Here is a 19,347-nt window from a genome sequence, read left to right on the forward strand (position 1 = left end):
GCTTTATTCCGCAGGTTCCTCAACCGGCGCAGCCAGCGCGGGTGTGGCGTCGCCATACCGCGCCAGCGCCTCGACCGGTTGAACCTCGTCGATTTCCTTCGCGCCGGTATCAATGTTGAGATCGCGGAACTTCCGCGCCGTCACCAGCGCACGGCTTTCGAAACTGCTGACGAAGGTGTTGTAGTTGTTGACCGCCGAGGTCAGCCCGCCGCCGACCTTGCGCAGATCGCCCGCCGCCTTGGCAAGCCGCTCGTACAATTCCTTGCCGAGCGCGCCGATCTCGTGCGCCTGCTTGGCCATCTTCTCCTGCCGCCATACCGCATCGACCGTTCGCGCGATCGCGATCAGGTTGGTCGGTGTTGCGAGCAGCACGCGCTTTTCAAACGCGAAGTCCCACAGGCTCGGATCATATTCGAGCGCCGCGGTGAGGAAATGTTCGCCCGGCACGAACATGATGACGTAATCGGGCGCATCGGCGAACTGGTTCCAATACGCCTTGTTGCCGAGGCCATTCACGTGCGCACGCATAGACGCGGCATGGGCGGCAAGCCCAACCTTTCGCTCCGATTCGTCGACCGCGCCGAACGCATCCTGATACGCGTTGAGCGAAACCTTGGCGTCGATCACCAGACTGCGGCCGCCCGGTACCTTGACGATCGCGTCGGGTCTCAGTCGCCCGCCCTCGTCACCGCCGGAGATGCTGACTTCGGTCTGGAAGTCGGTGTGTTCGGACAGGCCGCAGGTTTCCAGCACGTTCTTCAGTTGCTGCTCACCCCAGCGACCGCGTGATTTTGGCGCATTGCGTAGCGAATTGACCAGCTTGGCCGCCTCGCTCGACACCTTCTCCTGGCCGACGCGCAGGCCTTCGAGCTGGCCCTTCAACTGATCGAACGCGCTGACCCGCTCCGCCTCGATTTTGCCGACCGTCTCTTCATATCGCAACAGGCGATCACTGACCGGCTGGAGCATCGATTTGAGGTTCTGCCCTGCCGTCTCCTCGGACTGGCGGAAGCGTTCGTCAGCGCGCTTGAGGAAGTTTTCCTGCGCCTCGACCAGCAGCCTGTTCGAGACTTCGGCGAATTGCGTCGCAAGCAAATCCTTGGCGTGGAGCAGCCCGGCGATCCGCGCCTCGTACGTTTCAGTGCTGGTCTGCTCGCGCGCCTGGAACGCCTCGCGCAGCGCGCGTTCGCGCGCATCATGCGCATCGGTCGCCATCTTTAGCCGGGTTTCTTCCTCCGCGATGCGCTCGGACAAACGATGTTCGAACGACGCGGCATGCGTCTTCAGCGCGGTATTCTCCAGCCGCGCGCGATCGCGATCTTCGCGAATTTCCGACAGGTCAGCGCGGACCTCGGCAAGTTCCTCACGCAACCCAAAGGCCGCGCGCGCGCGCTCCTCCGCACCGGCGAGATCGACGATTGCGCGTTTGAAATCGGCCTCGCGCGTGTCGCGCTCGGCCTGCATCGCCGCGAGACCGCGCTGCCCGACCCACCAGCCCAGACCGACGCCGATCAACAGCGCGAAAATCACGACCATACCGAACATCAAATCCAACCGCTTGCTCCCCCGGAACGAACGGCGAACCTACTGCGACGCCGCGCGGCGATCAACCACGCTGCGACGGACCGTTGGTCATGCAGCCAAGCGATGCGTGCGCGATCAGGCGGCCTTACGCGCCTTGGCGAGCTTCTTGAGGATCATATCGCGCTTCAGCCGCGATATGTGATCGAGGAAAACGATGCCGGCGAGATGATCCAGTTCATGCTGGACACAAGTCGACATCAAGCCGTCGAACTCCTTTTCGTGCGCGACGCTGTCGAGGTCCAGCCACTTCAGCCGGCAGCGCGCCGGCCGCTCGACATCCGCGTAATTCTCCGGAATCGACAGGCAGCCTTCGGTATAGGTGTTGAGATCCTCGCTCTGCCACACGATTTCAGGATTGATAAAAACGTGCGGCTGGCGTGCGGGGCGCGGCTCACCGCCTTCTTCGAGGGGCGGCTCGTCTTCCTGAAGGTCAATCACCACGACGGCCTGCTCGATACCGACCTGGATCGAGGCAAGCCCGATGCCGCGCGCATCGTACATCGTGTCGAACATGTCAGACACGATTTTGCGCACACCATCGTCGATCGTGTCGACGGGCTTTGCGATCTTCTTCAGACGAGGATCCGGAACCTCGAGGATTTCCATAATGGCCATACGGGGCAGCTAGGAACCGCCCGCGCGTTCGTCAAGCCGGGTGGTTACATGACCGGCCGCCGCGCGCGCAGCGCCTGCGCCAGCGTACCCTCGTCAAGATAGTCGAGCTCCCCACCCACCGGCAGGCCATGAGCAAGCTGCGTCACGCGCACGGGAAAACGCTCGATCCGCTCGGCGATATAGTGTGCGGTGGTCTGCCCCTCCAGCGTGGCGTTCATCGCCAGCACCACCTCATCGATGCTACCGGACTCGATCCTGCGGACGAGCGCGTCGATGCTCAGGTCCTCCGGCCGCACGCCCTCGAGCGCCGACAGCCGCCCGCCAAGCACATGGAAACGCCCCGGAAACAGCCGCGAACGATCCAGCGCCCACAGGTCCGCCACTTCCTCCACGACGCAAAGCGCGCGCGGATCGCGGCGCGGATCGACGCAGATCGCGCAGGGATCGGTCGTATCGACGTTGCCGCACAGGTGGCAGTCGGTCAGCCGCGCTTCCACCGCGGTCAGGGCGGCAAGCAGCGGACCGAGCGCGCCCTCGCGTTTTTTGAGCAAATGCAGCACCGCGCGCCGCGCCGAGCGGGGGCCCAGCCCCGGCAGACGGGAAAGCGCCTGCGTGAGCGCGTCGATTTCGGGAGAGGCCATTGCGGAACAGATAGGGGGTTGCAGTGCCCCCCGACAAGCGGCCAGAGCATCGCCCATGCGGATCATTTTCATGGGAACGCCCGAATTCTCGGTGCCGGTGCTGCGCGCTCTGGTGGAAGCGGGCCACGACATCGTCGCCACCTACAGCCAGCCGCCGCGCCGGGCCGGTCGCGGCAAGGCGCTTTCCCCTACGCCGGTCGCCCTCGCGGCAGAGGCGATGGGAATTGACGTGCGTACGCCGGTCTCGCTGCGCGATGCCGAGGTGCAGGCTGCGTTTTCGGCACTGGACGCGGATGTTGCGGTGGTGGCCGCTTACGGCCTGATCCTGCCGCGCGCGGTGCTGGATGCGCCACGTCTGGGCTGTCTTAATGTCCATGCCTCCCTGCTGCCACGCTGGCGGGGGGCGGCGCCGATCCAACGCGCGATCCTTGCCGGGGATCTCGAAACGGGCGTCGGCATCATGCAGATGGAGGCTGGGCTCGACACCGGCCCGGTGCGGCTGGAAGGACGTACGCCGATCGACGGCAAGACCGCTGGCGCACTGACCGACGAATTGAGCGCCATGGGTGCGCGGCTGATGGTGACGGTACTGGGGGATTACGACGGACACCCGGCGGTCACGCAAACGCAGGACGGCATCACCTACGCCACAAAGATCGACAAGACTGAGGCGCGGATCGACTGGTCGCAACCTGCTGAACAGGTCGAGCGGCAGGTGCGTGCGTTCAACCCCGTGCCGGGCGCGTTCTTCGAGATCGCGGGCGAACGTGTGAAACTTCTCGCCGCCGATCCGATCCGCGCCTCGGGTGAGGCCGGCATGGTTCTGGACGACCACCTCACTATCACGTGCGGAAGCGGCGCGTTGCGGCCGACCTTGCTCCAGCGTGCCGGTCGTGGCGCCATGACGGCACGCGACCTGCTGCGCGGCTTCCCGATCCCGCCCGGCACCCGCCTGTGACCCGGTTCGCGCTGACGGTCGAGTATGACGGGCGGCCATTCATGGGATGGCAGCGCCAGACGCACGGGCCAAGCGTGCAGGAGGCGATTGAAACCGCCGCACACGCAATCACCGGCGAGACGGTCAGCGTGCAGGCGGCCGGGCGGACGGATGCCGGGGTCCACGCCACCGGTATGCGTGCGCACGTCGAAATCGAGCGCGACATCGCCCCGTTTCGCCTGATGGAAGCCCTTAATGCGAAACTTCGACCGCACCCGGTCGCGATCCTCACATGCGATGCCGTGGCGGACGACTGGCATGCGCGCTTCTCCTGCATCGCGCGGCATTACGCGTATCGCATCGTCACCCGGCGCGCTCCGCTGACGTTCGAGAGCGGACTGGCGTGGCGCGTGCCCCAACCGCTCGATGTGGCGGCGATGGCGGAGGGCGCGCGGCAACTGGTCGGCCGGCACGATTTCACCACCTTCCGCTCTGCGCACTGTCAGGCGGACAGCCCGATACGCACGCTCGACCGGCTGGAGGTGAACGCCAGCGGCGATCGCATCGTCGTCTCGGCCTCGGCACGGTCGTTCCTGCACCATCAGGTCCGCTCGATGGTGGGGTGTCTCGCGCTGGTCGGCCAGGGCAAGTGGACGCCGGACGATCTACGTGATGCTTTGCAGGCGCGGGATCGAACCGCGCTCGGCTTCAACGCGCCGCCGGACGGTCTGTACTTCCTGCGCGCCGACTACCCCTGACCGTCCCGATCAGCGACCGAGCCGCGCCACTAACTCGACATGCGTCGACCAGCTAAATTGTCCGACCGGCTGCACCCAATCGATCCGGTATCCCGCTTTACACAGAAGCTCGGCATCCCGTGCGAAGCTGCTCGGATTGCACGAAACATACACGATCACCGGCACCTTCGATTGCGCCAGTTGCAGCGACTGTTCGTGCGCGCCCGCACGCGGCGGGTCGAGCACCGCGCAATCAAACCGATCGCACTCGCCGCTGGTGAGCGGGCGGCGGAACAGGTCGCGGTGTTCGGCGAATACAGCGCGACCGGTGCGCGCGGCAGCCGCCTTGAGCGAGAGGACTGCGTCGCGCGCCGCCTCGCCGGCATAGACTTTCCCGGATAGCGACAGCGCAAAGGTACCCAGGCCCGCGAACAGATCGGCAGTCGTCCGTGCCGCACCCGCCCCCTCCCGCACCGCTGTCACCAGCGCATCTTCGCCCTCGCGGGTCGCTTGCAGAAACGCAGCGGGTGGCATCGGCACCGGCACGCCACCGAGCGTGATGGTCACCGGCTCCGGCTCCCAGCGCGTTTCCGGGCCGAGACCGGAGTCGATCGAAAGCCGCGCCACACCATTCGCCTGCGCAAAGGCGGTAATCGCCTCGGCCGCTGCGAGGCCTTCTGCTTCGACGCCCTCGATCAACAGATCCACACCCTGATCCGCCTCGGTCAGGTGCAGGCGAGCACGCCGCCCCTTCTTAAGCCATGCTGCGAGCATTTTGCGTAAAGGTGCTAAGATCGCAAACAATTTCGGCGTCAACACATGACATTGGAGCAGGTCGACGATGGCATGGCTGGCATTTTCGCTAAAGCCGATCCATACGCGCCCCTCGCGCATTTCCGCCTGTAGCGCGGCACGGCGACGGCTACGCGGCGGGGACAACAATGGTGCGCGGATCGGCGCCTCTAGCCCCTGCGCCGCCAGCGCTCCGGCGATGCGATCGATCAGGAAGCGCGCATACGCCGCATCGTCGAGATGCTGGAGCTGGCACCCGCCACAAGCCGGGAAATGCCGGCACGGTGGCACCTGATGATGCGGGCCGGGAATGACCTCACCCGTCTCGGTCAGCGTGTCACCCGGCGCGGCGAACGCGGCATGACGACCGTTCGAGGTCACGCCGTCGCCCCGTGCCGCAACGCGCACGATCGTGTCCGTCATAATGCCGCCCGCACCGCTGCCAGTTCGCGCGCGAGATCGTCGGCGATGAACGCTCCGCCAAGCCGTCGCGCCGCTTCGCCGTGCATCCAAACGCCCGCCTCGGCCGGCGCGGGCGTATCCGCAACGAGCATCGTCGCGATCGTACCGGCCAGCACGTCACCGGTTCCGGCAGTCGACAACCACGCGCTTGCGCCAAGCCCGACGCGGGTGCGCCCGTCCGGATATGCGACGACCGTATCAGGGCCCTTGAACACCACCACCGCTCCGGAACGTGCGGCGGCGTTGCGTGCCGCTTCCATCTTGCTTCCGGTGAAGTTGCCGAACAGCGCCTTGAACTCGCCCGCATGCGGGGTCAGCACCACCATCCCGCTCCGCGCCTTGATGCGCGTGAACGCCGATTCGTCGAGCAGATGCAAGGCGTCACCGTCGATCAACAGTTTATGCGTGCCGCCAAGCGCCGCCTCCAGCTTGGCGCTCGCGGCGTCATCCTTACCCAGCCCCGGTCCGACCACGATCACGGTCTTGTCCGGTCGCTTTCCATCCAGCATCCCGACCAACGCCTGCGCGGACCAGGAGCGCCGCACCAGCGCATGCGGCGCCCCGCCTGTGGCTTCATCGGCGAACAGCATCACGTATCCCGCGCCGGCGTGCATCGCCGCCCCCGACGCGAGCGCCGCCGCGCCCGGCATCGCACCGCCAAGCACGATCACCAGCCCACGAGAGTATTTATGGTCGAAGCGATACGGCGGCGCGACCCAGGGGCGCGAGATCGTCCAGTCAGTGCTCGCCTCCCGATCCAGTTGCAGATCGAGACCAATCTCGACGACCCGCACCGAGCCGCAATGTTCGGCTGTCGGCTCAAGCACATGCGCTGGTTTCAGTGCTCCCAGAGCGAGCGTCAGGTCGTAGCTGATCAGCTCGAGCGCTCGCGCATCGGCGCCTTGATCGCCATCGATGCCACTTGGCAAATCGACAGCGACAGAAAAGCGCGCGGCACCCACGAGCGCAGCAAGCCGGTCGCCGACCATCGGGTCGAGTGGTCGTGATCCGGTGCCGAACAGCGCGTCGACAAGGATCGGCGCCGGCTCACAATCGTCGAACCGTTCGATCGGGCCATCCCAGCGCGCGCGGGCCGCCGACGCGGCTTCGGTCTTCGGGACGGCAAGCGCGGCGACGCGCACGTCTGCGCCGCCTGCCTTTAAGATCCGCGCCGCGACATAGCCGTCGCCGCCATTGTTGCCGGGGCCGCAGAGCACCAGCACGGGTGCGCCCGCGGCAAGCCGGCGCACCGCCTCCGCAACGCCGGCGCCGGCGCGCTCCATCAACTCAGCCACGCTGGATCCCGCTGCAATTGCGCGCTCTTCCGCCGCCCGCATCGCGGCGGCGGTGAGGATCGGCTGGCCTTCGGGTCGGATCATGATGGCTTGGCCACGCCCTTCACCGTCGCCGGCAGTCGGTAGCGATCGCCGGCCAGCGCGACTTGGATCCGGCCAGCGTCGAGCACCGTCACCACCGCCATCTCCGCGCCATCGGCAGCGATGACGCCGCGCCCGTCCTTAGTCACCAGCAAACGATGGAATGCACCATCCTTGTTCCGGAGCGTCAGCACCAGCCCTTGGTCGCTTTCCGCTCGATCAACCGTGCAAGAGCGCGTGAACGCGCCCGCGCCTTTGACGGCACATTCGATCATTCCGTCGTCGTCCGCCGCGGCGCGTTGCTGCGCCTCGACCTTGGCGAGTGTCTCGTTATCAGTGTTCCGTTCGCCGCATGCCGCAAGCGCCACCGCCAGCAACAATACGCTAGATATCCGCATAGACATGCGTTTCGGCCTTTGCCCCAGGGTGCGTCACCGCGCCCCTATAAGCGGGACCGACGTTCCGCGCATAGCGCCACAACACTCCCGCCTGATAATCATTGGTGCGCGCGACCCACGCCGCCTTGCGCGCGGCGAGCACATCGTCGGCGACGAGCAGGTCGATGGTGCCCACCTCCGCGTCGATCCGGATCGCGTCGCCATCTTCGACCAGGGCGATCGGGCCACCCTCGGCCGCTTCCGGTCCGACATGGCCGATGCAGAAACCACGCGTGCCGCCCGAGAAACGTCCGTCGGTGATCAGCGCAACCTTCTCACCCATGCCAAGCCCGTACAGCGCGGCAGTGGTAGAGAGCATCTCGCGCATGCCGGGGCCACCCTTTGGCCCTTCGTAGCGGATGACGATGACTTCGCCCTCGTTGATCGCGCGCGCTTCGACGGCGGCAAAGGCGTCCTCCTCACGATCGAAGCAGCGCGCCGGCCCCTCAAATACGAGCCGGTGCATACCCGCCACCTTAACGATCGCCCCGTCTGGCGCGAGGCTGCCACGCAGGCCGACCACACCGCCAGTCGCGGTGATCGGGGTGGCGATGTCGTAGATCACCTTCTGGTCGGGGTTCCACGTTACCTCGTCGATATTCTCGCCAAGCGTCTTGCCGGTCACGGTCATGCAGTTGCCGTCCAGAAAGCCGCCGCCGAGCATCGTCTTCATCAGCATGTAGACGCCCCCGGCCTCGTACATATCCTTCGCGACGTACTGACCACCAGGTTTGAGGTCGGCGATGTAAGGTGTTGATTTGAAAGCTTCGGCGACATCGAAGAGATCGAAGTCGATACCAGCTTCATTGGCCATCGCAGGCAGATGCAGCGCAGCATTGGTCGATCCGCCCGTAGCCGCCACCACGCGAGCGGCGTTGATGAACGCCTCGCGCGTGCAGATGTCGCGAGGACGCAGATTGCGGGCGATCAGTTCCATCACCTGCGCGCCGGCAGCGACCGCGATCTGTTCACGCGTGGTGTAGGGTGCAGGCACCATGTTGCTGTTCGGCAACGACAAACCGATCGCTTCGCCCACGCAGGCCATCGTATTGGCGGTGAATTGCCCGCCGCAAGCGCCGTGACCGGGACAGGCGACCTTTTCGAGTTCATGCACCTCCGACAATGGACACGCGCCGGCGGCGTATTTGCCGACCGCCTCGAACACATCGACGACAGTGACGTCGCGATCGTGGAAGCGGCCAGGCAGGATCGACCCGCCGTAGACGAAGATCGACGGGACATTGAGGCGCAGCATCGCCATCATCATGCCGGGCAGCGACTTATCGCACCCGGCGAACCCAACCAGAGCGTCATAGCAATGGCCGCGCACCGACAGTTCGACCGAGTCGGCGATCACTTCGCGGCTAACCAAAGAGGACTTCATCCCCTGATGCCCCATCGCGATGCCGTCAGTGACGGTGATGGTATTGAACCGGCGCGGCAGGCCGCCGCCCGCGATCACGCCGCGCTGCGCGGCATCCGCCTGACCGTCGAGCGTGGTGTTGCACGGTGCGGAGTTGTTGCCAGCACTCGCCAAGGCAACGAAAGGCTTGGCGATATCCTCCTCCGGAATGCCCATCGCATAGTAATAGCTGCGGTGCGGCGCGCGCTCGGGACCGACCGAGACATGGCGACTCGGCAGACGGGATTTGTCGAAAACATTGCTCATAATGCGCGCCCTATGTCGCGAAACGCGCTTTGGACGCAAGTCTGTTGCGCACCTGATAGTTATGAAGCGCCGGAAGAGGCGGCAGAATCGCTTCCGCCGCCTCCGACCGAAATGGCGCTCGGATCGGCCGAGGACCATCGGCGGGCGCGGCGCGCTGAGCGGCGGACCCGTTCAGCGACCGCTTTGCACGTTGGGTGCCAAGTGCGTTTGTCGCCAGCGACATGCGGCAATCGATAGGCGATGTGCCGTTTCGAGACGGCAAAGTGTCACGACAGTCGCGATTCGAGACACCACCAACCGGGTTGGGCCGCGCGAACCCGATCGGCGGCTGCCGCGCGCTGGTCATCGCACGCGTACAAAGCGAAGCACGTCGCGCCCGAACCGGACATGCGGGCGAGCGTCGGCGCGGTGCTTTGCAACAGGTCGATCACCTCACCGATCGCCGGCGCGATCGTGCGGGCCGGTGCTTCCAGATCGTTGCGACCGGCCAACGCTCGGTCGAGCGTTGCGCCTGTCATGATCGGACCATGGTCGACGCCGTCCCACGCCTTGAACACCGGGCCGGTCGACACCGCGACGCCAGGGTTCACCAGCAGCACGGGTACCCCACCCAACTGCCCGAGTGGATCGAGCTGTTCACCCCGGCCGGTGCCGAGCGCAGGCTCACCAAGCAGGCACGCCGGCACATCCGAGCCCAGCGCATCGGCCACCGCGAAAAGGCGCGGGTCGTTCCGTGCGACGTCATACCGCCGTGCGAGAATGCGCAGCGCCGCAGCGGCATCCGCCGAACCGCCGCCGATCCCCGAGGCAACGGGGAGGTTCTTCTCCAGCACCCAGGCGCCTTCGACCGCGACACCGAACGTCGCCGCAAAGCCGCGTGCCGCACGCAGGACGAGATTGTCACCTTCACCGGACAACGCCGCCGCGAACGGACCTTCGATCGTGAAGCTGGCCGCGCCGGGGGTGAAGTGCAGTTCGTCACCGTCTTCGAGAAAGGCAAACAGCGTTTCGAGCGCGTGGTACCCGTCCGGCCGCCGCGCGCGGACGTGTAGCGCGAGGTTGATCTTGGCGGGCGCGCGTTCGGTGATCGTCTGGGTCATTGCGTGGTGTTTACTCGGCTTATCGATTGCGTCGCGGCGGTGCATCCCTCCGCTGCCCGCCGCGCATCACATGTTGGGATAGTTCGGTCCACCGCCGCCCTCCGGCACCACCCAATTGATGTTCTGGGTCGGGTCCTTGATGTCGCAGGTCTTGCAGTGGACGCAGTTCTGCGCGTTGATGACGAACTTCGGGTCGCCTTCGGCCTGCCCGACGATCTCGTACACGCCAGCCGGGCAATAGCGCTGCGCGGGCTCGTCGAACATCGGCAGATCGTATTCGACCGGGATGTTGGGATCGCGGAGCGTGAGGTGAACCGGCTGGTCCTCCTCATGGTTGGTGTTGGACAGGAACACCGAGGACAGGCGATCGAAGGTCAGAACGCCATCGGCCTTGGGGTAATCGATCGGCTTGACCTGATCCTTACGCCACAGGCTCTCGTGGTTGGGGTGATGCTTCATCGTGAACGGCATCTTGATGCCCCAGCTTTCCAGCCACATCGTCGCATTGGCGAGCGCGGCACCGACCCGCTCACCGAACTTCTCGACCAGCGGCACGACGTTGCGGACGATCGACAGCTCCTTCTTCACCCAACTCGCGTCGAACGCCTCGGGATACGCCGCCAGTTCATCCTGCGCGCGCCCCGCCTGCACCGCCGCGAACGCCGCCTCCGCCGCCATCATGCCCGACTTCATCGCGGTGTGCGTGCCCTTGATACGTGGCACGTTGAGGAACCCGGCGCTGTCGCCCACCAGTACGCCGCCCGGGAACGTCAGTTTGGGCAGCGACTGCAAACCGCCGTCGCTGATCGCACGCGCGCCGTACGATACGCGCTTGCCACTCTTGAGCAGCGCGGCGATCTCAGGATGCATCTTCCAGCGCTGCATCTCCTGGAACGGGGAGAGATACGGGTTGGTATACGACAGCCACGTCACAAAGCCGATCGCGACCTGCCCGCCGGCCTGATGGTAGATGAAGCCGCCACCATTTGAACCCGGCGTCTCCTTCAGCGGCCAGCCCTGCGTATGCACCACACGGCCGGGCACGTGCTGGTCGGCGGGGATGTCCCACAATTCCTTGATGCCAAGACCGTAGACCTGCGGCTGGGCGTCCTTGGCCAGATCAAAGGTGCGGATGATTTCCTTGGAGAGATGCCCGCGCACCCCCTCCGCGAAAAACGTATATTTCGCGTGGAGTTCGAGGCCGGGCGTGTAGTCCGGCTTGTGCGTGCCGTCGCGCGCTACGCCCATGTCGCCGGTAGCGACACCGAGCACTGCGCCACTTTCATCGAAGAGGATTTCCGCCGCCGCGAAGCCGGGGAAGATCTCCACACCGAGTTCTTCCGCCTGCCCCGCCAGCCAGCGGCACAGATTGCCGAGGCTACCGGTATAGGTGCCGGTGTTGTGCATGAAACCGGGCGTAATGAAGTGCGGCACCGCGAACTTACCGGTCTTCGACAGGATCCAGTGCTGGTTGTCGGTCACCGGCACCTCGGCGAGCGGGCAGCCCTGATCGCGCCAGTCCGGCAGCAGTTCGTCGAGCGCCTTCGGATCGACCACCGCACCCGACAGGATGTGCGCGCCGACTTCGGAACCCTTTTCCAGCACGCACACCGACAGTTCGGCCCCGGCGGCATTAGCCAGCTGTTTCAGCCGGATCGCCGCGCTGAGGCCAGCCGGCCCCGCGCCCACGATCACGACGTCATACGGCATCGACTCCCGGTTACTCATCGTCTTCTCCTTGGCGGCACGGATACTCGTCGCGCGCTCGCACCATCTCGTCCAACCCCGCGTGCCAGCGAGTTGACGGTTACGTCAACTATGGAGTCTAAGGCCAGCCATGGGGGCGGACCAAAATATCGCGTGGTCGGATGCAATCGCGAGCGCGCTGGAGTGGTGGCGCGACGCCGGCATCGACTCGCTCGCCGATGAGGCTCCGCGCGACTGGTTCGCGGCACCCGCGCCGCCGCCCGCACCGCCCAAGCGGATCATGGCGGATCAACCCGCCGCCGCCATAGTCGTTCCGCTGCCCGCGACCCTCGATGCGTTTCTCGCCTGGCGGGTTGGCCCGGATGCGCCCGAAGCAACCTGGAGCGGAGGCCCGCCGCTCGCCGCGCAGGGCAAAGCCGACAGCGACCTCATGATCCTCGTCGACACCCCGGAGCGGGATGATGCCGCAGCAGGGCGTCTGCTCGACGGTCCTGCCGGTCGTCTGTTCGACCGGATGCTCGCGGCGATCGGGCGCAGTCGCGACGACGTGTATCTCGCGTCGCTCTGTACGGTACGACCGTTAGCTGGCCGGGTCGCGCCGGAAGTGGAAGTGCGTCTTGCGGACATCGCACGCCATTACGTCGCGCTGATCGCACCGAAACGGCTGCTCATTCTCGGCAACGCGACGAGCCGAGCCTTGCTTGCGACGGACGTTACCCGGGCGCGCAACGGTTTACATCGGATTAACCAGCCAACCGACATAAGAGACTCTATAACAGAAGCGGTGGTCAGCTTTCACCCCCGCCTCCTGCTCGAACGGCCTGCGCAGAAAGCGGAAGCCTGGAGAGATTTGCAATTGTTGATCGGGGGATCCGACCTGTGACCGCGAAGTTCGCACTCGCCTGTACGCTGGCCCTGCTGCCCATCGTAGCCCCTGTCGCCGCGCACGCCGAACCGGCCGCGCCGCGCGGCAAGGTCGAAACACTCGCCGCTGGCGTGCCGGTCCAGCTCGATGCCGAGCAGCGCGCCGGCTACTCCGCTGTCTTCGCCAGCATTCGCGCGCAGAAGTGGCAGGACGCGCAACTCCAGCTCGACGCGATGAAGCCCGGCCCGCTCCACGCCATCGCCCGTGCCGAGATGGTCACTGCCAAGGGCTCGCCCAAGGCAGATCTTGATCCGTTGATGAAGCTGCTCGCCGATGCGCCCGAACTGCCGCAGGCGCAGCAGATCTACGCGCTCGCCTCCTCGCGCGGTGGCGTCGGCTTGCCGGCTTTGCCCGAGGCGAACAAGCTCACCTGGATCGACGGCGCGCCGCAGCGCAAGCGCGCCAAGGCGATCAGGAGCGATATGGTCGCGGGCGAACTCGCCATCCGCATGCAACCTTTCGTCAAGGCGGACGATGGCGCATCCGCGCAAGCACTGCTCGACTCGACTCCGAACCTGTCAAGCGATGCCGTGACCGAGTGGCAGCAGCGCATCGCCTGGATGTACTTCCTGTCCGGTGATGACACCAATGCGCGCATGATGGCAGCCAAGGCCGCGGGCGGTTATGGTGATTGGGCGGTACAGGGCAACTGGGTCGGCGCGCTCGCCGCCTGGCGGCAGAAGGATTGTGCCGCCGCCGATACCGGTTTCGAGACGGTCGCCGCGCGCGCCTCGGACGTCGATATGCGAGCCGCCGGCCTGTACTGGGCATCGCGCGCGGACATGGTTTGCGCCCGGCCCGACCGGATCGAGGCCCGCCTGAAGAGCGCGGCGCAGTATAAGGAGACATTCTACGGCCTGCTCGCGCGACAGGCGCTGGCGATCCACGACCCGCTCGCGAAAGCCAGCCCGATTGCATTCGCGCGCGACTGGGATCTGTTGTCGCGCCGCCCCAACATCCGCGTTGCGGCCGCGCTGGTCGAGATCGGCGAAAACGACCTTGCCGACGAGGTGATTCGCCAACAGGCGCGGATCGGCTCTCCATCCGAGTTCCCCGCGCTGGTGCGCTTTACCGAGGCGCTCAATCTGCCGGGCACGCTCGTCTGGCTGTCGCATAACGGACCGGTCGGCGCGACGCCGCCGGTGGAGGCGCGCTTCCCCGCGCCGAACTGGACGCCCGACGGCGGCTGGCGCGTCGACAAGGCGCTGGTCTACGCCCATGCGCTTCAGGAGTCGCGATTCCGCACCACCGTCACCAGTCCGGCGGGCGCATACGGCCTGATGCAGGTGATGCCCGCTGCCGCCAGCGATATCGCCCGCAAGCAGGGCCGCAGCTACGATCGCGCCGCACTCACGCGTCCGGGCGCGAACATGGAGGTTGGTCAGTCCTATCTTGAGCAACTGCGCGACCAGCCCTGCACGGGCGGCCTGCTGCCGAAGGTGATTGCGGCGTATAACGCGGGTTCGGTGCCGGTTTCCCTGTGGAACGCGCAAAGCCACGACGGGGGCGATCCGCTGCTCTACATCGAATCCATTCCCTATTGGGAGACGCGCGGCTACGTGACGACCGTACTGCGCAACTACTGGGTCTACGAAGGCCAGACCGGCAAGAAAGCCTCGCCGAGCCGCGCCGCGCTGGCGCAGGGCCTGTGGCCGCGCTTTCCGGGCATGCCGGGCGCTACGGCGGTCCGGATGACCGCATATGGCGCCAAGCCAGTGTCGATCGCCAGTGCCAATTGACCTTGGCGCCACGTTCCTGCCGGTCAGGATCGCGGTACTCACTATTTCCGACACGCGGTCGCTCGCCGACGATCGTTCCGGCGACACGCTGGTCGCGCGGCTGAGCGAGGCTGGCCATGTCCTTGCCGCGCGTGAGATCATCAAGGACGATGCCGACCTGATCGTCGCGCGGTTGCACACGCTGATCGACGATGCGGATGTCGACTGCATCATCACCACCGGCGGCACCGGCGTGACGGGTCGCGACGTGACACCCGAAGCGATCGAGCGGGTCGCCGACAAGATGATCCCCGGCTTTGGCGAACTGTTCCGCTGGCTGAGCTTCAAGACGATCGGCACCTCGACCGTTCAGTCGCGTGCCTGCGCCTGCGTGACGCGCGGCACCTACATCTTCGCGCTGCCGGGTTCGACCGGTGCGGTGAAGGACGGGTGGGACGGCATCCTCAAGGACCAGCTCGACAGCCGGCACAAGCCCTGCAACTTTGTCGAACTGATGCCGCGCTTGCTGGAACGCTAAGCGCAGCCACCGCACACCGACTGACGCAAGCTGCGGACTACCAACAGACTACAGGGAAAATGGGGCGACCGACGGGACTTGAACCCGCAACATCCGGCATCACAAGCCGACGCTCTAACCAATTGAACTACGATCGCCGTTAGGAAGCGCGCTCCTAGCGGGGAGGAGGGGCGCCCGTCAAGGCGTCAAAGCTTTCCTTCGAGCGAAAGCGTATATCCGGTCTCGCCATGCTGGAAGCCGACGAGCGAAAGCTTCTGCGCGGCGGGGTCGTCCGACTGGATCGTAAGGTCCGCGTGGAACCGCCCGTCCTGCCACAACCGCACTACGGCGCGCTCGGTGCCGGCTTGGCTAGCGAGCGGCAGCAGCAACGCACCGGCGTCGCAGCGCGCGTCGCCCGCCATGCCGTGGGCGAGGCTGATGCCCGCCACGTCGCCGCTCAGGGCTGCCGTGACCCGGCCGCTTGCGCGCTGGCAGCGGCCGCCGTCGAACTTCACGTCCACCGAATCGAGATCCAGCGAGGAGATCGGTACCGGTGCGAAGATGTTGCCCGCCGGCAGCGTTGCGGTCATGCCGTCGATGCCGACGCTGTGGCGGCTCATCTCGATCGCGCCGTGTACGTTGCGGCCAAGATCGGTGGCATGGCCGGACACGCTGATCCGCGCCCGGCCAAGCAGCAGCGCGAGCGGCGACACGCCCACGCCAAGATCCCCGAGCGCGATCCGGCCGACCTGCGCCTCGCGCAGATCACCGCCCCACACGCTACCCTCGACCGCACGTGCGCTCAGCCCCTGCTCACCCACGCCGATCGCGCCGAGCACCAGCCGCATCGGCAGCAGTACCAGCAGCGCCAGCACGAACACCGCGCCAAAGATCGCCGCCGGGCCAGTCGTCAGCCGAATACGCCTCATCGCCCTTGCGCCTTTACCGTCATCTGCACCGCCACCGTTTTGTCGCCGTTGTCGGTCGCCGAGAACGAGTCGACCAGCATGCCGCCATTCTCCAGCGTTGCGACCCAGCCCAGCAGCGCCGCAGGCTTGGCCTTGGCGATCGCAAGCTGCACACCGCCGCCTGCTGCCGGTCCGACACTGGCCAGTTCGAAGCCTGCCTCGTTGGCGCGGTCACGGATCAGGGTGTCGAGCGGCCCGGCGAGTTGCGCCGGTACGCCCTTGCCGATCTGTTCGATCGCACGCACCCGCGCCTGCGTCTCGCCGTACCGAATCACGGCATCCGTGTGCCGCGTCTTTGCCGATGAGAGTGCGTCGCCGATCGGTACGTACAGGCCCCATATCACCGTCACGCAGAACAGCGCGGCAGCGACCATCAGCATGTATTTCTCACGCGGCGCGCGGCCGTCGAACCACGTCTTCAGATTGGCGATCATGGTTGCTTCACCGTCAGCGTTCCCGTGATCCGACCGCCGGTGGCGGTGAACGCGCCGCCCGGGTCGACCGACAGCCCGGCCGCGCGCAGCCGCTGCTGGAGATCGGTCGCCGCGCCCTCACCTTCCGTTGCGAACCCCACCCGCAAGGCTCCGGTGGTGTCGAAGGCCAGGCTCGTCACCTCCGCCCCCGGTACCGCCCGCACCGCGCCGAACACGGTCGCGGCGGTGCGGCTGAAACCAAGCCCCGGCCCCCGCAGCCGCGCCAGCCGCTGATCGAGCTGCCGGTCGGCATCGCTGATCGTCTCGCCCTGCGGCAAGCCGGCGCGCGCGGCGATGTCGGCACGCTGTTCCAGCTCGCCCGCCGCGACATTGTAGCGGACGATCTGCACGATCGAGATCGCCAGACTGGCCGCCAGGATCGCAAGCGCAAGCCACCCGAGCCGCCGCACCAACGCCCAGTCCACCGCAAAGCGTGTCCGCCGTGAAAACGCACCCTGCCGCAGATCGAGCGCGGGTGCCGCCACCGCCGCTACGATCGCTGCCTCAAGCACGCTGCGGTCCAGCCGCTCGGGCGCGATGCCGCCGGTGATAAGCCCGGTCAGCACCGTATCGTCGGCGAACCCGGTCGTCGCACCGCGCACGACACTCTCGCCGCCAAGATCGCCGGCCACGAAACCGCTCTCGGGTCGCGGCAGCAGCATCGGCGCGGGCACCAGCGCGCCAGCCTCCACCCCGTTCGCCGCCAAGGTGTCGAGCCAGCTACGCATCTGCGCCATCGCCACCACGCCGATCGGCCGTTCGCTGCCGCCTTCCTCGTGCCCGACCGCGACGTGCAGATCGCCGATCGGCGCCGCACTCGCTTCTGCGGCGAGGATGCGCGCGGCCGTTACGGCCTGCGCCGGCGAACGATCGGGCAGGTCTGCCCAATGCAGTGTAACGGCGTCAGCCGGCGTCACCACCACCGGCAACGGCGAATCGTCTTCCAGGGGCACTGGCAGGCCCTCGCCACGCGCGGAGACCTGATCGCCGGTGATGCGCAGCCACCGCCAGGGCATGTCCCCGGGTGGCAGAAAGATGACGAGAGTTTGCCTCATGATGCTTCGCCCCATTGCCGCGAGACGAGCCGCGCGGGAAGCGTCGATGCGTCGATCAGGCTGTTTTGTTGCAGGTCCGTGCCACTGACGGTGACGTCGATACGCAGATCGAACCATTTGGTCGTCACGTCGGTCTGTGACGGAGCATCGCCGGTGTCCCCCGCCGCCCCGAACGATGAAGACTGCCAGAACTTCACGGTGTTTTCATATCCCAGCGCGGGCCGCTCAAGCAACGCACGCCGCACTGCCGAGACGTTGGGGGTACCGGGCAACAGCACCGCCAGCAACGGCGCCTGTTCGGGCTGCAGGGTGTTGACGTTGATCTTGGCCGCATCCGCAATCGGGAGCGCGCAGATCCACGGTTTCAGTTTCTCGTACACTTCGGGCGTGACGCCCATCACCGCGCGCAATTCGCTGGGATCGCTCATCAGCGTGTTGGCGGTGCGGTATGACGTTTCGAGGCCGCTGTAATCGCTGTCCTCGGCACCGCCGGGCAGTTGCGTGGTGTCGCTGTCGATCCAGTCGGCGGCCGCCGCCGCAATCCCCTCCGGCGATCGCGCGGGCGCGCCGACAAGGCGGATCAGTTTCGCGAACTGATCCACGATCGTCGGGTTGGCCGTGTAGCGGCCGTTTTCACCCTTTGTCACAAGGCCGTTGAGGTTGAAGCAATTGCCACCGTCGATGATGCGGAGCGTGACGATGCCGCCGCTCACCGGCAACGGGATCGGCGTGTTGCTCCACCCACCGGCCAGCGACACGCGGCTCGCGTCCCGCCCGAGCAAATCGCTGATTCGATCAACCGCGAGCGCTTCACCCGCGACCGCGAAGGCGCGCGCCTGATCGAGCGCGACCGCGTTGCCGCCGAGCTTTGTGGCGATGCGCAGCCGTTCGAGCGCGCCTGCCGCCAATACCGCGATCACCGCGACGAGGAGCAGCACCGTCAGCAACGCCGCGCCGGTTTCGGAGTGTTTGCGCTCAGCCACTTTTGCGCTCGCCGTAGCCGGTGCCAACGAGGAACAGTTCGCGGACCTGCGTGCCGTCGCTGCGGACCAGCCGCACTTCCAGTGCCTGCGGCAGCGGCGTTTTCGCGGACCCTTCCCATCGGTCGCTCCACGCGCCGTTGACGCGGTAGCGCAAGGCCACCTGCCGCACCTTCGTCAGCATCGCCGTCGGTGGGTAGGATTGCGCGCCGTCGAGCTGCGGGTAGGCAACGCGCATCAGCGTATCACCATCGAGCCGGTATTCTACCTTCTGCTCGCCCGGCCGCCGTGCCCCGTCGAGGTTGCTCCAGCCACCCCGCACCAGCCGCAACATCGGCACCGCGCCCGACCCGTTTTCCCCGGTGAACGCAGGGAGCAGATCGCCGCGATCGTTACGCGTCTGTCGCAACGATGCCTGTGCGAGGTCCGCCTCCAACGCGGACGACAGCCGGGCCAGCGCGGAGGTATCGTCGAGCTTGCCCGCCATCACCCCTTGCGCGCGGACGCTGAACGACAGCAGCGCAACGCCGGCGGCGGCAAGCATGCCGAAGATCAGCAGCGAGACCATCATCTCGACAAGCGTGAAGCCGGCCTGCCCGGCCTCCCTCGCGCGCGCCTGCGGGAAACCGTCACATGGTTCCAAACCCGGATCAC

General features: G+C 66.4%; 19 protein-coding genes and 1 tRNA gene. 5 read left to right on the forward strand and 15 right to left on the reverse strand.

The genetic code is table 11. The features are described from left to right. Positions 1-3 precede the first annotated feature (3 nt). The 3 genes from rmuC to recR form a co-directional block, all read right to left on the reverse strand. Positions 4-1,545: a DNA recombination protein RmuC gene (gene rmuC / locus OXR00_RS03930; RefSeq protein WP_242147138.1), complete on the reverse strand. Its 1,542-nt coding sequence runs from the start codon at positions 1,543-1,545 to the stop codon at positions 4-6. A 114-nt stretch (positions 1,546-1,659) separates the two neighbouring features. Next, a complete protein-coding gene (gene def, locus OXR00_RS03935; protein ID WP_267386733.1) occupies positions 1,660-2,199 on the reverse strand; it encodes a peptide deformylase in 540 nt (179 codons plus the stop codon). A 44-nt stretch (positions 2,200-2,243) separates the two neighbouring features. After that, on the reverse strand, positions 2,244-2,840 hold the full coding sequence (gene recR / locus OXR00_RS03940; protein ID WP_267387143.1) for a recombination mediator RecR: 597 nt from the start codon (positions 2,838-2,840) through the stop codon (positions 2,244-2,246). Between the two features lie 55 nt (positions 2,841-2,895). Here recR and fmt point away from each other — a divergent pair, with 55 nt between their 5' ends. Beyond that, the gene (fmt, locus tag OXR00_RS03945) at positions 2,896-3,798 is read left to right on the forward strand and encodes a methionyl-tRNA formyltransferase (protein WP_267386734.1); all 903 of its coding nucleotides are present in this window, start codon (positions 2,896-2,898) and stop codon (positions 3,796-3,798) included. Further along, a complete protein-coding gene (truA, locus tag OXR00_RS03950) occupies positions 3,795-4,535 on the forward strand; it encodes a tRNA pseudouridine(38-40) synthase TruA (RefSeq protein ID WP_267386735.1) in 741 nt (246 codons plus the stop codon). The genes fmt and truA overlap by 4 nt, the downstream gene beginning before the upstream one ends. A 9-nt stretch (positions 4,536-4,544) precedes the next feature. On the opposite strand, the gene OXR00_RS03955 is transcribed toward truA, so the two are convergent. From OXR00_RS03955 to OXR00_RS03980, 6 genes are all read right to left on the reverse strand, one after another. Continuing rightward, entirely contained in the window at positions 4,545-5,729 is a 1,185-nt protein-coding gene (locus tag OXR00_RS03955) for a class I SAM-dependent RNA methyltransferase (protein WP_267386736.1), read from the reverse strand. Next, positions 5,726-7,147: an NAD(P)H-hydrate dehydratase gene (locus tag OXR00_RS03960; protein WP_267386737.1), complete on the reverse strand. Its 1,422-nt coding sequence runs from the start codon at positions 7,145-7,147 to the stop codon at positions 5,726-5,728. The genes OXR00_RS03955 and OXR00_RS03960 overlap by 4 nt, the downstream gene beginning before the upstream one ends. Then, positions 7,144-7,542: a hypothetical protein gene (locus tag OXR00_RS03965; RefSeq protein ID WP_267386738.1), complete on the reverse strand. Its 399-nt coding sequence runs from the start codon at positions 7,540-7,542 to the stop codon at positions 7,144-7,146. Before OXR00_RS03965 ends, OXR00_RS03960 begins: the two co-directional genes overlap by 4 nt. Then, on the reverse strand, positions 7,529-9,250 hold the full coding sequence (gene ilvD / locus OXR00_RS03970; RefSeq protein ID WP_267386739.1) for a dihydroxy-acid dehydratase: 1,722 nt from the start codon (positions 9,248-9,250) through the stop codon (positions 7,529-7,531). The genes OXR00_RS03965 and ilvD overlap by 14 nt, the downstream gene beginning before the upstream one ends. 266 nt (positions 9,251-9,516) lie before the next feature. Continuing rightward, a complete protein-coding gene (locus OXR00_RS03975) occupies positions 9,517-10,350 on the reverse strand; it encodes a 4-(cytidine 5'-diphospho)-2-C-methyl-D-erythritol kinase (protein ID WP_267386741.1) in 834 nt (277 codons plus the stop codon). A 66-nt stretch (positions 10,351-10,416) separates the two neighbouring features. After that, positions 10,417-12,078 carry an electron transfer flavoprotein-ubiquinone oxidoreductase gene (locus OXR00_RS03980; protein ID WP_267386742.1) on the reverse strand — a complete coding sequence of 554 codons (1,662 nt, stop codon included), beginning with the start codon at positions 12,076-12,078 and terminating at the stop codon, positions 10,417-10,419. Between the two features lie 259 nt (positions 12,079-12,337). On the opposite strand from OXR00_RS03980, the gene OXR00_RS03985 reads away from it, so the two are divergent. From OXR00_RS03985 to moaB, 3 genes are read left to right on the forward strand one after another with little or no spacing between them, the layout of a single operon-like run. Then, the gene (locus tag OXR00_RS03985; RefSeq protein ID WP_346731978.1) at positions 12,338-12,940 is read left to right on the forward strand and encodes a uracil-DNA glycosylase; all 603 of its coding nucleotides are present in this window, start codon (positions 12,338-12,340) and stop codon (positions 12,938-12,940) included. Then, positions 12,937-14,721 carry a lytic transglycosylase domain-containing protein gene (locus OXR00_RS03990; protein WP_267386744.1) on the forward strand — a complete coding sequence of 595 codons (1,785 nt, stop codon included), beginning with the start codon at positions 12,937-12,939 and terminating at the stop codon, positions 14,719-14,721. The genes OXR00_RS03985 and OXR00_RS03990 overlap by 4 nt, the downstream gene beginning before the upstream one ends. Then, positions 14,711-15,238 carry a molybdenum cofactor biosynthesis protein B gene (moaB, locus tag OXR00_RS03995; RefSeq protein WP_267386745.1) on the forward strand — a complete coding sequence of 176 codons (528 nt, stop codon included), beginning with the start codon at positions 14,711-14,713 and terminating at the stop codon, positions 15,236-15,238. The genes OXR00_RS03990 and moaB overlap by 11 nt, the downstream gene beginning before the upstream one ends. Before the next feature lie 60 nt (positions 15,239-15,298). On the opposite strand, the gene OXR00_RS04000 is transcribed toward moaB, so the two are convergent. The 6 genes from OXR00_RS04000 to gspJ form a co-directional block, all read right to left on the reverse strand. Next, positions 15,299-15,375 (reverse strand) — tRNA-His (locus OXR00_RS04000). A gap of 48 nt (positions 15,376-15,423) precedes the next feature. After that, entirely contained in the window at positions 15,424-16,146 is a 723-nt protein-coding gene (gene gspN / locus OXR00_RS04005) for a type II secretion system protein N (RefSeq protein WP_267386746.1), read from the reverse strand. Continuing rightward, complete coding sequence (gspM, locus tag OXR00_RS04010) at positions 16,143-16,619, reverse strand: type II secretion system protein GspM (RefSeq protein WP_267386747.1); 477 nt, start codon at positions 16,617-16,619, stop codon at positions 16,143-16,145. Before gspM ends, gspN begins: the two co-directional genes overlap by 4 nt. Continuing rightward, positions 16,616-17,713 carry a type II secretion system protein GspL gene (gspL, locus tag OXR00_RS04015; protein WP_267386748.1) on the reverse strand — a complete coding sequence of 366 codons (1,098 nt, stop codon included), beginning with the start codon at positions 17,711-17,713 and terminating at the stop codon, positions 16,616-16,618. Before gspL ends, gspM begins: the two co-directional genes overlap by 4 nt. Continuing rightward, on the reverse strand, positions 17,710-18,696 hold the full coding sequence (gene gspK / locus OXR00_RS04020; protein WP_267386749.1) for a type II secretion system minor pseudopilin GspK: 987 nt from the start codon (positions 18,694-18,696) through the stop codon (positions 17,710-17,712). Before gspK ends, gspL begins: the two co-directional genes overlap by 4 nt. Then, complete coding sequence (gene gspJ / locus OXR00_RS04025) at positions 18,689-19,336, reverse strand: type II secretion system minor pseudopilin GspJ (RefSeq protein ID WP_267386750.1); 648 nt, start codon at positions 19,334-19,336, stop codon at positions 18,689-18,691. The genes gspK and gspJ overlap by 8 nt, the downstream gene beginning before the upstream one ends. Between the last annotated feature and the right edge of the window lie 11 nt (positions 19,337-19,347).

The sequence above is a fragment of the Sphingomonas sp. GC_Shp_3 genome, from assembly GCF_026540945.1.
GTDB lineage: Bacteria > Pseudomonadota > Alphaproteobacteria > Sphingomonadales > Sphingomonadaceae > Sphingomonas.

Bases quoted from the DNA above. Each gene is read 5' to 3' on its own strand.
- rmuC (WP_242147138.1), bottom strand. From the start codon at position 1,545: ATGTTCGGTATGGTCGTGATTTTCGCGCTGTTGATCGGCGTCGGTCTG.
- def (WP_267386733.1), bottom strand. From the start codon at position 2,199: ATGGCCATTATGGAAATCCTCGAGGTTCCGGATCCTCGTCTGAAGAAG.
- recR (WP_267387143.1), bottom strand. From the start codon at position 2,840: ATGGCCTCTCCCGAAATCGACGCGCTCACGCAGGCGCTTTCCCGTCTG.
- fmt (WP_267386734.1), top strand. From the start codon at position 2,896: ATGCGGATCATTTTCATGGGAACGCCCGAATTCTCGGTGCCGGTGCTG.
- OXR00_RS03955 (WP_267386736.1), bottom strand. From the start codon at position 5,729: ATGACGGACACGATCGTGCGCGTTGCGGCACGGGGCGACGGCGTGACC.
- OXR00_RS03960 (WP_267386737.1), bottom strand. From the start codon at position 7,147: ATGATCCGACCCGAAGGCCAGCCGATCCTCACCGCCGCCGCGATGCGG.
- OXR00_RS03965 (WP_267386738.1), bottom strand. From the start codon at position 7,542: ATGCGGATATCTAGCGTATTGTTGCTGGCGGTGGCGCTTGCGGCATGC.
- ilvD (WP_267386739.1), bottom strand. From the start codon at position 9,250: ATGAGCAATGTTTTCGACAAATCCCGTCTGCCGAGTCGCCATGTCTCG.
- OXR00_RS03975 (WP_267386741.1), bottom strand. From the start codon at position 10,350: ATGACCCAGACGATCACCGAACGCGCGCCCGCCAAGATCAACCTCGCG.
- OXR00_RS03980 (WP_267386742.1), bottom strand. From the start codon at position 12,078: ATGAGTAACCGGGAGTCGATGCCGTATGACGTCGTGATCGTGGGCGCG.
- OXR00_RS03985 (WP_346731978.1), top strand. From the start codon at position 12,338: ATGGCGGATCAACCCGCCGCCGCCATAGTCGTTCCGCTGCCCGCGACC.
- gspN (WP_267386746.1), bottom strand. From the start codon at position 16,146: ATGAGGCGTATTCGGCTGACGACTGGCCCGGCGGCGATCTTTGGCGCG.
- gspM (WP_267386747.1), bottom strand. From the start codon at position 16,619: ATGATCGCCAATCTGAAGACGTGGTTCGACGGCCGCGCGCCGCGTGAG.
- gspL (WP_267386748.1), bottom strand. From the start codon at position 17,713: ATGAGGCAAACTCTCGTCATCTTTCTGCCACCCGGGGACATGCCCTGG.